This window comes from Micromonospora yasonensis, assembly GCF_026013475.1.
Taxonomy (GTDB): domain Bacteria; phylum Actinomycetota; class Actinomycetes; order Mycobacteriales; family Micromonosporaceae; genus Micromonospora; species Micromonospora yasonensis.
Genome location: NZ_JAPDPH010000196.1, coordinates 1 through 12,917, shown reverse-complemented (window position 1 = coordinate 12,917; position 12,917 = coordinate 1). Strand labels below are relative to the sequence as shown.

Below are 12,917 nucleotides of genomic sequence, written 5' to 3'. Positions count from 1 at the left end.
TGGAGGCGGCCGGGCATCCGCCGTCCGGGCTGCCGGGCGCCGAGGAACCCGACCAGCTGGCCGACGCGCTCGACGTCGACCTGGGCGGCTCACCGCTCTTCAACACCCTCCCGGTACGCCGGCTCGGCCTGGGCCGGGCCCCGTCGGACCTCGTGCGGCAGGTGACCGCCGCCTGGGTGCTGGTGCCCAGCCTCACGGTGGTCCCCGCCGAGCAGGTCTACACGTCGCTCGGACCGGGCCGGATCCGCTTCGCGAGCGGCACCTTCACCACCGACCTGGACGTGGACCCGGACGGTTTCGTGGTCCGCTACCCGGGCCTGGCCGAGCGGGTCGGCGCCCGCTGAGGGATCCAGGCGGGGTCCCCCGGGGCCGCGCGGCGTCAGGCCGGCCAGGCGCCGGTGGCGAGGAACCGGTCGATGGTGGCCAGGTGCGGGGCGAGGTCGAGCCCCTGCCCGGACACCCACTCGTCGGCGTAGTACGTGTCGACGTAGCGGTCCCCGGGGTCGCAGATCAGGGTGACCACCGAGCCGGACCGCCCGGCCGCGAGCAGCTCGGCGATCAGCCCGAACGCCCCCCACAGATTGGTGCCGGTGGAGCCGCCCACCCGACGGCCGAGCACGCGCGACCCGGCCCGCATCGCGGCCAGCGAGGCGGCGTCCGGCACCTGGACCATCCGGTCCACCACGGAGGGCAGGAAGGACGCCTCCACGGTGGGCCGGCCGATCCCCTCGATCCGGGAGCCGCGGCCGGTCCGTACCGACCAGTCGGCGGTCTGCCAGGCGGGGTAGAAGGCGGAGTTCTCCGGGTCGACCACGCAGAGCTTGGTGGGCAGCCGGCGGTAGCGGGCGTACCGGCCGATGGTGGCGCTGGTGCCGCCGGTGCCGGCACCCACCACGATCCACGCCGGCACGGGGTGGCGCTCCAGCGCGAGCTGCGCGTAGATCGACTCGGCGATGTTGTTGTTGCCCCGCCAGTCGGTGGCCCGCTCGGCGTAGGTGAACTGGTCCATGAAGTGCCCGCCGGTGTCCTCGGCCAGCCAGCGCGCCTCGATCACCACCTTCGCCGGGTCGTCGACCAAGTGGCAGCGCCCGCCCTGGAACTCGATCTGGGCGATCTTCTCGGGCGAGGTGGAGGCGGGCATCACCGCGATGAACGGCAACCCCAGCATCCGGGCGAAGTACGCCTCGGAGACCGCCGTCGACCCGGAGGACGCCTCGACGATCGTCGTCTCCGGGCCGATCCAGCCGTTGCACAGCCCGTACAGGAAGAGCGAGCGGGCGAGCCGGTGCTTGAGCGATCCGGTGGGGTGCACCGACTCGTCCTTGAGGTAGAGGTCGATGCCCCACTCCCTGGGCAGCGGGAAGGGCAGGAGGTGGGTGTCGGCGGAGCGGTTGGCGTCCGCCTCGACCGTGGCGATCGCCTCGGTCACCCAGGTCCGGCTGGCCTCGTCACACCGGTCGAGATGAGTCACGCCGGCAACGTTACAAGCGAGGTCAGGTCGCGTCCGGACGGGCCCGGCGGGTCTGCCTGCGCTGGCCGGCCCGCCGACCGCCGGAGGCGACAGGTCAGGAGGCGGACGACTCGATCGGCTGGGGGCGGTTCTCCCACTTGGTCGACAGGGCGATACCCGTACGGGTGGAGGCCACCCCCGGCGTGCGGTTCAGCCGGACGATCAGCTGCTCCAGCTCGGCGATGGTGCCCACGCGCGCCTTGAGCAGGAAGGACTCGACCCCGGCCATGAAGTAGCAGGACTCGATCTCCGGCATCCGCCGGAACGCCTCCAGCACGTCGTCGGTGTCGGCGGTGGAGTCCTCCACGATGCCGATCAGCGCGGTGACCGCGAGCCCGACCGACTCCGGCTCGACCTCGGCCCGGTACGCCCGGATCACCCCGCTCGACTCGAGCTTCCCGACCCGCTCGTGCACGGCCGGGGCGGAGAGCCCCACCTGACGGGCCAGTTCGGCGTACGACAGGCGGGCGTTGCCGCGCAGCAGCTCCACGAGGCTCAGGTCGATCGCATCCACGGAGAGTGACCCTATCCGTTCCACCGTAACGTGAAGCGGTCGGTATCAGTTGAACATGACGTCGCGTTGCCATTCACAAATGGATCGTCATGGGGGCTCTTCGCCGGTACCATTTACTAACTTCTCATCACGTGCGTTTTTCGCGTTTGGCGGACAGGCCAGGTCGCCGGTGCTGTAATTGCCATACGTCCCTCATGACGGCTCTGGGCTCGCACCGGCCGGGGGCAGTGTGTTCAGCCGGGGGCTTCGTCGACGCGAGGAGGGGGCTGTGGACACTGGAGATCGCCTGCTGACACCGGGAGAGGTCGCTGCGCTGTTTCGGGTTGACCCGAAGACCGTGACCAGATGGGCAGCGGCCGGCCGGATCGGCAGCATCCGGACTCCAGGCGGGCATCGCCGGTTTCGGGAATCCGAGGTGCGAGCCCTGCTTGAAGGGGAGGGCATGCTGGACGAGGCGGAGGACATGGGCAAGGCCCGCAACATGGGTCCGACCGCCTCGACCGGACCGGGCCCGGCGAACGCCGGAATGTACTGAGCCGGCATCGGAGCGCGGACCGGGCGTCAGGTCCGGTCCGCGTCCTGTCGGGCCGCCGCCAACTGGCCCGACCAGCGCCGGAACAGGGTGTGCGGCACACCGAGCGCGTCCAGCACCTTGCCGGCCACGAAGTCGACCAGTTGCTGGGCGGAGGCCGCCGCCCCGGCACCGTAGAACCCGGGGCTGGCCGGCAGCACCACCGCGCCGGCGTCGTGCAACGCGATGAGGTGCTCCAGGTGGCTGCGGGTCACCGGGGTCTCCCGAGGCACCACCACCACCGGCCGCCGCTCCTTGAGGTTCACCTCGGCGGCGCGCTGCAACAGGTCCTTGGAGAGCCCGATCGCGATGCCGGCGCAGGCCGCCGTGCTCGCCGGGACGACCGCCATCCCGCGTACCCGGTAGGAGCCGCTGCTGGGGCCGGCGGCCAGGTCGCCGGCGGGCCAGTGCCGCAGGTCGGCGTCGGCGAGGTCACGGCCCAGCCAGGCCCCCAGGTCCTCGGCCCAGTGCCCGTCCCGGAACGGGTGGCCGGTCTCGTCGAGGATGGTCAACCGGGCGGCCCGGGAGACGATCAGGTCCACCGCCGCACCGGCGTCGAGCAGGCCGCGGACGACCGCGGCCGCGTACGGCGTGCCGGACGCCCCGGAGACGCCGACCACCCATGGTTCGCGCATGCCGTCAAGCCTGCCTGGTCGGTCCGGCGACCCGTTGGAGGCCCCCGGGACCGGCGTGCCGGACGTCCCACTTGTCCCACTACAAGTGGCGTTGTCCGCCCGGGCGACGCCCGCTCCGGCGACCTGCCATGCTTCCGTCGGCGATCCACATCTATGGAAGGGATCGGTGATGACGGAGGCGGTGCTCCGGTCGTTGCGGTCCGACTGCCCGATCGCGCCCCGGCTCTCCCCGTACGCGGACCGGGTGCAGCACTGGCTGATCGACCAGCTCGGCCGGCTCGGCCTGCCGCTGGACACCGCCGCCCGGGAACGGCTGGCCCGGGCCGGCTTCGCCCGGTACGCCGGCCGGCTCTACCCGGACGCCAGCGAGCCCGACCTGCGCGTGCTGGCCGCGCTGTTCACCTGGTTCTTCCTGGTCGACGACGCCTGCGACGGGACGTGCCACCCGGATCCGGCACCGATCCGGGCGCTGCGGGACGGTGCGCTCGCCCTGCTCCGGGAGGGTCCCCGGGCGCGCCATCCCGGTTTCTCCGGTCCGCTGCGCCGGCTGCTGGTACGCGCCTGGCAGGAGCCCCGACGCCGGATGCCGGCCCGTTGGCGGCTGCGCTTCGCCGACGCGGTCGCCGACCATCTCGACGGCGTCTGTCGGGAGGCGGTGGCCCGGAACAGCGGCCGGCCACCCGGGGTCGACGAGTACGTGGAGCTGCGCCGGGCCACCTCGGCCGCGTACGTGGCGTACCCGCTGATCGAGTTCGCGGCCGGCCGGCCGCTGCCCGAGGCGGTCTACCACCACCCGGCGCTGCGCCGGCTCGGCCATCTCGCCAACGACCTGCTCGCCTGGTTCAACGACATCGCCTCGCTGGACCGGGACCGGGCCACCGCCGGCGGCCACAACCTGGTGCTGGCTGTCGCCGCCGAGCGACGCGTGCCGGTGGCGGCCGCGACGGACCTGGTCGCCGCGCGCTGGCGCGCCGAGATGGCCCGCTTCATGGCGCTGCGCGCCGCCGTGCCGTCGTTCGGTCCGGCGCTGGACGAGTCGGTCACCACCCAGCTCGACGGGGTCGCCAACGCGATCCGGGGCACCGTCGACTGGACCCTGGAGAGCGCCCGCTACCCGGTCGGCGCCGGCGGCTGAGCCCGCCCCGCCGGCGCCCGCCTCAGGCCCGCAGGCCGAGGCGGACCACCAGGTCGAGCAGGGCGAAGACGAACAGTGCGATGCCGACGAAGCCGTTGGCGGTGAAGAACGCCCGGTTGACCTTGCTGAGGTCGGTCGGGCTGACCACCAGGTGCTGGTAGCCGAAGGCGACCGCGGTGAGGGCCAGCCCGATCCACCAGAGCCAGCCGAAGCCGACCAGCGCACCGAACCAGATGAACAGCCCGAACGTGATCACGTGTGCCACCGTCGAGGCGTGCAGCGCGAAGCGCATCCCGTACCGGGCGGGCACGCTGTGCACCCCGATCTTCCGGTCCACCTCGACGTCCTGGCAGGCGTAGATCAGGTCGAAGCCGCCGATCCAGAGGCCGACGGCGGCACCGAGCAGCCAGGCCGGCCAGGAGCCGGCGAAGGTGCCGGTGACCGCCAGCCAGGCGCCGACCGGGCCGACCGCCTGGGCGACCGCCAGGATGGCGTGCGGCCAGTTGGTGAACCGCTTGCCGTACGGGTAGACGATCAGCGGGACCACCGCGAGCGGGGCGAGCGCCAGGCAGAGCGGGTTGAGCAGGGCGGCGGCGGCGAGGAAGACCACCAGCGCGACGGCCGCGCCGGTCCACGCCGTACGGATGCTCACCGCCCCGGTGACCAGCTCCCGGTTGGCGGTACGCGGGTTCCGCGCGTCGATCCGCCGGTCGAGGATCCGGTTGGCGGCCATGGCGAAGGTCCGCGCCCCGACCATCGCTACGGTGATCAGCAGCAGGTCGAGCCAGCGGACGTGCCCGCCCTCGACCCGCATCGCGGTCAGCGCCGACAGGTACCCGAACGGCAGGGCGAAGACCGAGTGCTCGATCGTGACCAGCTTGAGGAAGGACTTGACCCGGCCCGGGCGTTCAACGGGCTCCAGCACGGCCGTCATCAGATCCCGTACTCCTTCCAGCGCTTGTCGACCAGCGAGACCACCTCGGGCGACATGGTCATCTCCTCCGGCCAGCCCCGGGTGTAGCCCTCGGTGGGCAGCTTGCGGGTCGCGTCGATGCCCGCCTTGCCACCCCAGAACTGCTGGTACGACGAGTGGTCGAGGTGGTCCACTGGCCCCTCGGTGACCAGCAGGTCCCGGGCGTAGTCGACGTTGCCGAAGGCGCGGAACGCGACCTCGTTGTAGTCGTGCACGTCGCAGTCCTCGTCGACGATCACGATCAGCTTGGTCAGCGACATCAGGTGCGCGCCCCAGATCGCGTTCATCACCTTCTGCGCGTGCTTCGGGTAGCGCTTGCGGATGGAGACGATCGCGCAGTTGTGGAAGACGCCGGCGGCCGGCAGGTCGTAGTCGACGATGTCCGGGATCATCAGCTTGAGCAGCGGCAGGAAGATCCGCTCGGTGGCCTTGCCGAGGCCGTGGTCCTCCTGCGGCGGCTTGGACGTGATGATCGAGTGGTAGACCGGGTCGCGCTGCATGGTCATCGTCTCGACGTGCAGCACCGGGAACGGCTCGACCGGGGTGTAGAAGCCGGTGTGGTCGCCGAACGGACCCTCGGGCAGCCGCTCACCGGGCTCCAGGTGGCCCTCCAGCACGATCTGCGCGTGCGCCGGGACCTGCAGCGGCACGGTCAGGCAGTCGACCATCTCGACCCGCTCCCCGCGCAGGAAGCCGGCGAACAGGTACTCGTCGATGTCGCTCGGCAGCGGCGCGGTCGCGGCGTACGAGACCACCGGGTCGCACCCGATGGCGATGGCGACCGGCAGACGCTGGCCGAGCCGTTCGGCGACCGCGTGGTGGGCCGTGGAGTCCTTGTGGATCTGCCAGTGCATGCCCAGCGTGTTCCGGCTGTGCTGCTGCAGCCGGTAGAGCCCGAGGTTGCGCTTGCCGGTCTCCGGGTGCTTCGTATGGGTCAGCCCGTAGTTGTGGAAGATCCCACCGTCACCGGGCCAGACCTGCAGGCCGGGCAGCCGGTTGAGGTCGACGTCGTCGCCGGAGTAGACCACCTGCTGGCAGGGGGCGGTCTTCACCTTGCGCGGCGGCACCGACTTGAGCTGCATGACCTTGCCCAGGCCCTCGCGGATGCCGGACCAGCCGACCGGCAGCTCCGGCTTGACCAGCCCGCCGATCCGCTCGCCGATCTCGTCCAGCGAGTCGACGCCGAGCGCCATCGCCATCCGCTTCTCGGTGCCGAACAGGTTGATCGCCACCGGCATCTCACCCCGGGTCGGCCGCTCGAAGAGCAGCGCCGGCCCGCCGGCCCGCACGGTCCGGGTGACCACCTCGCTGATCTCCAGCGTGGGGTCGACCGGGACACTCACCCGCCGCAGCTCGCCCGCGCGCTCCAAGGCCGCGAGGAAGTCCTTGAGATCGGTGTACGGGAAGCCACGAGCCGCCATGCCTGCCAGTCTCCCGCACCGCTCCCAGATGTAAGGAAGGGCCCCCTCTTAACGCCTGGTGCGGGTAAAGGGCCCCCTCTTAACACCTCAGACGGCCGGAGTCCAGGCGTACCCGGCGAGCGGCGGATCGAGCGGGGCGTCGACCAGGCGGTTGGCGAAGGTCGAGATGGTGTACGTCCCGACCCCGAGCACCACGTCCAGCGCGTGCCGGGGCCGCCAGCCGGCGGCGAGGAAGGTGTCCAGCTCATCGTCGGGCACGGCGCCCCGGTGGTCGAGCACCGCGAGGGTGAACCGGCGCAGCGCCTCCAGCCGTGGCTCGGGCAGCGCGGCGCCGGCGCGCAGCGCCTCGATCAGCTCGGTCGCGCCGCCGCGCCGGGCCAGGGCGGCGGTGTGCATGGCCACGCACAGGTGGCACTCGTTGCGGGTGGCGACGGTGAGCACCACCACCTCCCGGGCGACCGGGTCGAGGTCGGTGGACTCGAAGACGGCGGTGGCGCCCAGGAAGCCCTTGAGCAGCTCCGGTGACTCGGCCATCAGGGCGACGGCGGTCGGCAGGTGGCCCTGCTTGCGGTGCACGCCGGCCATGACGGGGCGGGCGGCGGCGGGCGCAGTGTCGGGCGTGTGGACGGTGAAAGCCGGTCGGGACATGACGGGACCCCTCACGTACGATAGTCAACGTGGTTGACGGAATAGTAAATGAGGTTGTCGAACATGGCAACGCCTGACCGCCCCGGCTTCGCGCTCCCGCTGCTGCTGCTCGCCGGCTTCCGTACCCTCGTCGACGACCTGCACGCCGAGTTGGCCCGGCAGGGGCATCCCGAGCTGCGCCCGGCCCACGGCTTCGTCCTCCAGGCCGTCGGACCGGCCGGCACCACCGCCTCCGACCTCGGCCAGCGTCTCGGCGTCTCCAAGCAGGCGGCCGGCAAGACCGTCGACCGGCTGGTCGCGCTCGGCTACCTGGAACGCGTCGACGACCCCGCCGACGCCCGCCGCAAGCTGGTCCGAATGACGGAAAAGGGCCGCGACGGGCTGCGCCGCTCCGCAGCCGTCTTCGACCAGCTCCGCGACCGCTGGACCGCCACCCTGGGCGCCGACCGGGTCGCGGCCATCGAGGACGACCTGCGCCGGATGGTCCCGGCCGACGTCTTCCGCCTCGACGTCCCCGGCTGGTTCGGCGGGTGACAAACATCGTCGGGCCTTGACCACCGGACGGGAGGAAGCGCCACGATGGGCTGATGGACGACGCCTACATGGTGGGTGATCCGGACGGCCTGACCCCGCTCCAAGCGGAGATCCGGGACGCCGTGGCCCGGGAACTGCACGCCCAGTTCGCCCTGCGGGCCGACCGGCTCGACCTGGCCGACCTGCCCGAGGTGGCCTACCAGATCACCCTGCGGGTGGACGGGGTGCTGAGCAGCCGGCGGCCGGCCCGCTGAGACGGCAGGTCAGTTGACGCCGGCGTACGAGTGCAGGCCGGTGAAGAAGAAGTTGACCCCGAACAGGTTCATCAGCATGGTCAGGAAGCCCAGGATCGAGATCCAGGTGGCCACGTTGCGCTTGATGCTCGGGGTGGCCCGGGCGTGCAGGTAGCCCGCGTACACCACCCAGGAGATGAAGGCCCAGGTCTCCTTCGGGTCCCAGCCCCAGGCCCGACCCCAGGCGGCCTCGGCCCAGATCGCCCCGGCGATCACCGCGAAGGTGAAGATCGGGAAGGCGAAGGCGTGCAGCGCGAAGGTCAGCCGCTCCAGGCCGGCCGCCGCCGGCAGCCGCCGGGCCAGGGTGTACGGGAAGCTCCGCTTGCCCTGCTCCCAGCCGGCCCGCATCAGGTACGACGCGGCCGGCACCACGCCCAGCAGGAAGATGCCGGAGGCGAAGATGATCGTCGACACGTGGATGATGAACCAGTACGACTGCAGCGCCGGCATCAGCGGCGTGACCTGCACATAGAGTTTCAGCTCGGCGAACGCCAGCAGCAGCACCATGACCAGGGTCAGGAACAGCCCGAGCCGGCGCAGCGACGGCTGCTTCCAGAGCACCGCCAGCCAGGCCGCGGCCCCGATGAAGGTGACCGTCAGCACGAACTCGTACATGTTGCCCCAGGGCATCCGCTCGGCGGCGACGCCCCGGGTGACCACCGCGCCGAGGTGCAGCGCGACCGCGAGCGCGGTGACCCAGGCGGCGATCCGGCCGGCGACCACGGCCCGGGCGGCCGAGCGGCTGGGCCGGGTCTCGGCCGGAACGGTGGCGGGCTCCTCGACGATCCCACCGGCGTCGCCGACGCCCGCGCCGACCAGTTCCCGGACCGGGGCGCCGGCCTTCACCTGCACCGCGCGGGCATTGCCGAGCGCGTACTCGACGGCGTGGCTGATCATGGCGACCAGGTACGCCAGGATCGCGTACGTGACCAGCTGGTCGGAGAGTGCGGACATCACTCGTCTCCTTCTCGCGCCCGCCGGTCGTCCCGCCCGTCGTCGCTCACCGCGGCGACGAGCTGCGCGAACTCGTCGGCGAACCCCGGATGCTCGGTGCGCGGCAGCCCACCGGCCTCCACCAAACTACTACCGCTCGTCGGAGATCCGCCCTCGGGGGGCGAAATCCGGAACCAGACCCGCCGCCGCCGGGCGAACAGCGAGCCCATCAGGCCGGCCAGCAGCGTCACGCAGGCACCGAGCATCAGCGTCTGCCCGGGTGCGTACCGGACCGCGATGGTGATGTACGGCCTGGTGCCGACGAACTCCAGGGTGCTGCCGTCGTCCAGGGTCCACTTCTCGCCGAGGCCGAGCTTCTTGTTGCCGATCTGCTTCAGCTTGCCGTTGTCGATCTGCCGCTGGTCCAGCTTGTAGACCGAGCCGGGGATGCCGGCGTCCAGCCCGAGGTTGCCCCGGTACGCGACCAGCACCACCGCCGGGTTGCGCTCCTCGGGAAAGTGCGACGACACGAACGGCGGGTCGTCCGGGGCGGTGGGCAGGTAGAGACCGTCAAACGCGACCTGCTGGTCGGCGGCGCGCTTGCCGGTCTTCGGGTCGACGTTCGCGTCCGGGAAGGCGGCCATCCCCTCCTCGGTCGCGTTCGGGTCGCCGGTGCGCAGGAACGGCGCCGTACTGGTCTGGCTGCGGCCGTACCGGTCGGTGTACTTCAGGATCGGCGCGTACCCGTTGCCGAGCAGGTAGACGTTTGCCGAGCCGAGTCGCAGCGGCGAGTTGACCGAGAAGCCGGCGCTCCGTTTCGCCCCGCCCGGCTGGTCGACGGTCACCGTGGCCCAGTAGCGCGCGGCCTGCCCGGACGGCAGGTACTTCGCGTCGAACCGGTCCAGGGTGAGGCAGAACGGCGGCAGGTCGGCGCTGTCGACCCGAGGGCCGAGGGTCGCTTCGGCGTACTGCTGACGGGTGTTGCAGAAGGCGTTCTCGTCGCCCGACACCAGGATGCGGTTGCCGTGCCAGCCGTACCAGGAGCCGACCGCGACCCCGAGCAGCACGGCGACCAGCGAGACGTGGAAGAGCAGGTTGCCGGTCTCCTTGAGGTACCCCTTCTCGGCGGAGACCTCGTTGCCGCGTACCACGACTCGCCAGCGGCGGCGGCGCAGCACCGCCGCGATCGCCTCGGCGTCGGCGGCGGCCGGCGCCTCCAGCACCGCGTGCTGCGGCAGCCGGTCGAGCCGCTTCGGCGCGGCCGGCGGCTTCATCCGCAGCGCCCGGACGTGGTCGCGGGTACGAGGCAGGATGCAGCCGACCAGCGAGGTGAAGAGCAGCAGGTAGATCGCGGAGAACCAGACCGAGCCGAAGACTTCGAACATGCCGAGCTGGTCGAGCCGGGGCGCGAGGTCGGGGTGGTCGACGAAGTACTGGTTGACCTTCTCCGGGTTGACCCCGCGCTGCGGCAGCACCGAGCCGGGGATGGCCGCGACCGCGAGCAGGAAGAGCAGGATCAGCGCGGTACGCATGCTGGTGAGCTGCCGCCAGGAGTTGCGCAGCAGGGCCAGCACCGGGTTGACCCGTCGCCGGGGCGCCTCGGCCGGCGGGCTGGCCGGCCGGTCGTCCACGGTCGTCATCAGATGCTCACCTCGCCCGTGCCCACATGCGTCTGCAGCCAGATCACGAAGTTCTGCCAGCCGCCGGTGACCAGCGCCAGGCCGATCAGGATCAGCAGCACGCCGCCGATCCGGGTGACCCAGCGGCTGTTGCGCCGGACGGCGCGGAACACCCCGAGCAGGCGGTGGAAGCCCAGCCCGAAGACGACGAACGGTACCCCCAGCCCGAGGCAGTACGCCACGGCGAGCAGCACCGCGCGGTCGGTCCGCCCGTCGACGGTGGCCATGCCGAGCACCGCACCGAGCGTCGGGCCGGTGCAGGGCAGCCAGCTGAGCGCGAAGACCGCGCCGAGGACCGGGGCGCCGAGCAGGCCGGCGGCGGGCAGCCGCTGGATCCGGAACTCGCGCTGCAGCCCGGGGATCGCCCCGAGGTAGCCGAGACCGAGCACCACGACCAGCGCGCCGATGACGATCTCCAGCGTGCGCTCGTACTGGAAGAAGACCTTGCCGACGCTGGAGAAGAGGATCGCGGTGGCGGTGAACACCACGGTGAACCCGGCGATGAAGAGCAGGGTGCCGGCCAGCACCCGCCCCTTCACGGCGACCGCCGACCGGGTCGCCGGGGGCGCGGCGACCGCCACCCCGCCGCCGGTCCGGGCGTCGTCCGGGGCGGCCGGCGGGGTCTCGGCGCGGGACCGACCCTCCAGGTCGGCGCCGGCCAGCCCGGTCACGTACGACAGGTAGCCGGGCATCAGCGGCAGGACGCACGGGGAGAGGAAGCTGACCAGCCCGGCGAGCGCCGCCGCGCCGACGGCCAGCAACAGCGGGCCGGACTGGGCGAGTTGGCGGAAGGTCTCGCCCATCAGCGGGACCCGGACGCCGGCTGCTCGGCCGCGATCCGCTCGACGATGGGTTGCAGTTCCTGCTGGGTGACAGCTCTACGGATCACCACGGCGATGCGGCCGTCCCGGTCCAGGACGACGGTCGCCGGGGTGGTGTTCGGCGGGATGTCGAAGTTGAGCGCCTGCCGGCTGGCCGGGTCGAAGAGGCTCGGGTAGGTGGCCCGGCCCTCCTCGAAGGCGATCGCCTTGTCCTTGCTGTCCTGCACGTTGATGCCGAGAAAGGTCACCCCGGAGCCCTTGGTGGCCTGGTAGGTGGCCTCCAGGTCGTCCGCCTCGGCCCGGCAGGGCCCACACCAGGAGCCCCAGAAGTTGACCACGACCACCTGGCCGCGGGCCTGGGAGACGTCGTAGCTGCCGCCGGTGAGCAGCTCACCGCTCACCTTCGGGGTCTTCGAGCGCTGGTCGGGGGCGCAGCTGATGGTGAGGCCGTCGCTCGTGCAACGGCTCTCCTGGCTTCCAGAGGAGCAGCCGACCAGCGCCGCCCCGGCGGTGACGGCGGCGAGCAGGGCGGCGACGAGCCTCCGGGTGAGCATCAGGCCCCCTTGGCCGTCCGGGCGGTCGCCGACATCGCGATCAGGTGGGCGGCCGGCTCCGAGTAGCCGATGCCGACGACCTTGGCGCCGTCGAAGTGGAACGAGGTGAGGCTGGCCAGGCCGCACTGCCGTCGGCGCGGGTCGTGCCAGAGCCGCTTGCGCTCGACGTACCGGCGCAGGGTCCAGATGGGGAGTTGGTGGGAGACGAGCACGGCCTCGCGCCCTTCGGCGGCCACCCGGGCGGCGTGCAGCGCGGCGAACATCCGCTCGGCGATCACCCGGTACGCCTCGCCCCAGGACGGGGTGACCGGGTCGCGCAGCACCCACCAGTTGCGCGGGTCGCGGAACGAGCCGTCTCCCGGGGATACCTTCTTGCCCTCGAACCAGTTGGCGCTCTCGATCAGCCGCTCGTCCACCCCGACCGGGAGCCCGAACTGGGCGGCGATCGGCTCGGCGGTCTGCTGGGCACGCTCCAGTGGGCTGGCCACCACGTGCACCACGGTCCGCTCGGCGAGCGCCTGGGCGGCGGCCTTGGCCATCTGGACGCCCAGTTCGGAGAGGCGGAAACCGGGCAGCCGGCCGTAGAGGATGCCGCCCGGGTTGTGCACCTCGCCGTGCCGCAGCACGTGGACCACCGTCTCGCTCACGACTGCGCCCCCTTCGTTCGCGACTGCGGGGCTCGCAAAACCGGCTCAC

At 71.9% G+C, this 12,917-nt stretch carries 16 protein-coding genes; 5 read left to right on the top strand and 11 right to left on the bottom strand.

The genetic code is table 11. The annotated features are described in order from the left end of the window. Window positions 1-344 (top strand): putative glycolipid-binding domain-containing protein (locus ONA70_RS28470; protein WP_265009567.1); only part of this gene is annotated, 344 nt, incomplete at its 5' end. Window positions 345-379: 35 nt separating this feature from the next. On the opposite strand, the gene ONA70_RS28465 is transcribed toward ONA70_RS28470, so the two are convergent. Beyond that, on the bottom strand, window positions 380-1,471 hold the full coding sequence (locus ONA70_RS28465) for an L-cysteine desulfhydrase Cds1 (RefSeq protein WP_265009566.1): 1,092 nt from the start codon (window positions 1,469-1,471) through the stop codon (window positions 380-382). Window positions 1,472-1,565: 94 nt separating this feature from the next. After that, window positions 1,566-2,024: an Lrp/AsnC family transcriptional regulator gene (locus ONA70_RS28460; protein WP_265009565.1), complete on the bottom strand. Its 459-nt coding sequence runs from the start codon at window positions 2,022-2,024 to the stop codon at window positions 1,566-1,568. A gap of 268 nt (window positions 2,025-2,292) precedes the next feature. Between ONA70_RS28460 and ONA70_RS28455 the strand changes: the two genes are divergently transcribed. Beyond that, window positions 2,293-2,559 carry a BldC family transcriptional regulator gene (locus ONA70_RS28455; protein ID WP_013473529.1) on the top strand — a complete coding sequence of 89 codons (267 nt, stop codon included), beginning with the start codon at window positions 2,293-2,295 and terminating at the stop codon, window positions 2,557-2,559. A gap of 26 nt (window positions 2,560-2,585) precedes the next feature. On the opposite strand, the gene ONA70_RS28450 is transcribed toward ONA70_RS28455, so the two are convergent. Continuing rightward, window positions 2,586-3,230, bottom strand: coding sequence for a UbiX family flavin prenyltransferase (locus ONA70_RS28450; RefSeq protein WP_265009564.1), 645 nt, complete (start codon window positions 3,228-3,230; stop codon window positions 2,586-2,588). A gap of 169 nt (window positions 3,231-3,399) precedes the next feature. Between ONA70_RS28450 and ONA70_RS28445 the strand changes: the two genes are divergently transcribed. After that, window positions 3,400-4,365, top strand: coding sequence for a terpene synthase family protein (locus ONA70_RS28445; RefSeq protein ID WP_265009563.1), 966 nt, complete (start codon window positions 3,400-3,402; stop codon window positions 4,363-4,365). Window positions 4,366-4,387: 22 nt separating this feature from the next. Here the strand turns inward: ONA70_RS28445 and mqnP are convergent, their stop codons facing one another. The 3 genes from mqnP to ONA70_RS28430 all read right to left on the bottom strand — a co-directional run bounded on the left by mqnP (window position 4,388) and on the right by ONA70_RS28430 (window position 7,407). Continuing rightward, the gene (gene mqnP, locus ONA70_RS28440; protein ID WP_265009562.1) at window positions 4,388-5,299 is read right to left on the bottom strand and encodes a menaquinone biosynthesis prenyltransferase MqnP; all 912 of its coding nucleotides are present in this window, start codon (window positions 5,297-5,299) and stop codon (window positions 4,388-4,390) included. Further along, window positions 5,299-6,759 (bottom strand): menaquinone biosynthesis decarboxylase, encoded by a 1,461-nt coding sequence (locus tag ONA70_RS28435; protein ID WP_265009561.1) that lies wholly within the window; start codon window positions 6,757-6,759, stop codon window positions 5,299-5,301. Before ONA70_RS28435 ends, mqnP begins: the two co-directional genes overlap by 1 nt. Window positions 6,760-6,846: 87 nt before the next feature. Next, complete coding sequence (locus tag ONA70_RS28430; protein ID WP_265009560.1) at window positions 6,847-7,407, bottom strand: carboxymuconolactone decarboxylase family protein; 561 nt, start codon at window positions 7,405-7,407, stop codon at window positions 6,847-6,849. A 63-nt stretch (window positions 7,408-7,470) separates the two neighbouring features. Here ONA70_RS28430 and ONA70_RS28425 point away from each other — a divergent pair, with 63 nt between their 5' ends. Further along, window positions 7,471-7,941 (top strand): MarR family winged helix-turn-helix transcriptional regulator, encoded by a 471-nt coding sequence (locus tag ONA70_RS28425; RefSeq protein WP_265009559.1) that lies wholly within the window; start codon window positions 7,471-7,473, stop codon window positions 7,939-7,941. A gap of 53 nt (window positions 7,942-7,994) precedes the next feature. Beyond that, window positions 7,995-8,195, top strand: coding sequence for a hypothetical protein (locus ONA70_RS28420; RefSeq protein ID WP_265009558.1), 201 nt, complete (start codon window positions 7,995-7,997; stop codon window positions 8,193-8,195). A 9-nt stretch (window positions 8,196-8,204) separates the two neighbouring features. Here ONA70_RS28420 and ccsB read toward each other — a convergent pair whose 3' ends face one another. From ccsB to ONA70_RS28395, 5 genes are read right to left on the bottom strand one after another with little or no spacing between them, the layout of a single operon-like run. Further along, a complete protein-coding gene (gene ccsB / locus ONA70_RS28415) occupies window positions 8,205-9,188 on the bottom strand; it encodes a c-type cytochrome biogenesis protein CcsB (protein WP_265009557.1) in 984 nt (327 codons plus the stop codon). Further along, complete coding sequence (resB, locus tag ONA70_RS28410) at window positions 9,188-10,807, bottom strand: cytochrome c biogenesis protein ResB (RefSeq protein ID WP_265009556.1); 1,620 nt, start codon at window positions 10,805-10,807, stop codon at window positions 9,188-9,190. The genes ccsB and resB overlap by 1 nt, the downstream gene beginning before the upstream one ends. Then, entirely contained in the window at window positions 10,807-11,649 is an 843-nt protein-coding gene (locus ONA70_RS28405; RefSeq protein ID WP_265009555.1) for a cytochrome c biogenesis CcdA family protein, read from the bottom strand. The genes resB and ONA70_RS28405 overlap by 1 nt, the downstream gene beginning before the upstream one ends. Further along, window positions 11,649-12,221, bottom strand: coding sequence for a TlpA family protein disulfide reductase (locus ONA70_RS28400; protein WP_265009554.1), 573 nt, complete (start codon window positions 12,219-12,221; stop codon window positions 11,649-11,651). Before ONA70_RS28400 ends, ONA70_RS28405 begins: the two co-directional genes overlap by 1 nt. Continuing rightward, window positions 12,221-12,868 carry a histidine phosphatase family protein gene (locus ONA70_RS28395; RefSeq protein ID WP_265009553.1) on the bottom strand — a complete coding sequence of 216 codons (648 nt, stop codon included), beginning with the start codon at window positions 12,866-12,868 and terminating at the stop codon, window positions 12,221-12,223. Before ONA70_RS28395 ends, ONA70_RS28400 begins: the two co-directional genes overlap by 1 nt. Window positions 12,869-12,917: the final 49 nt, after the last annotated feature.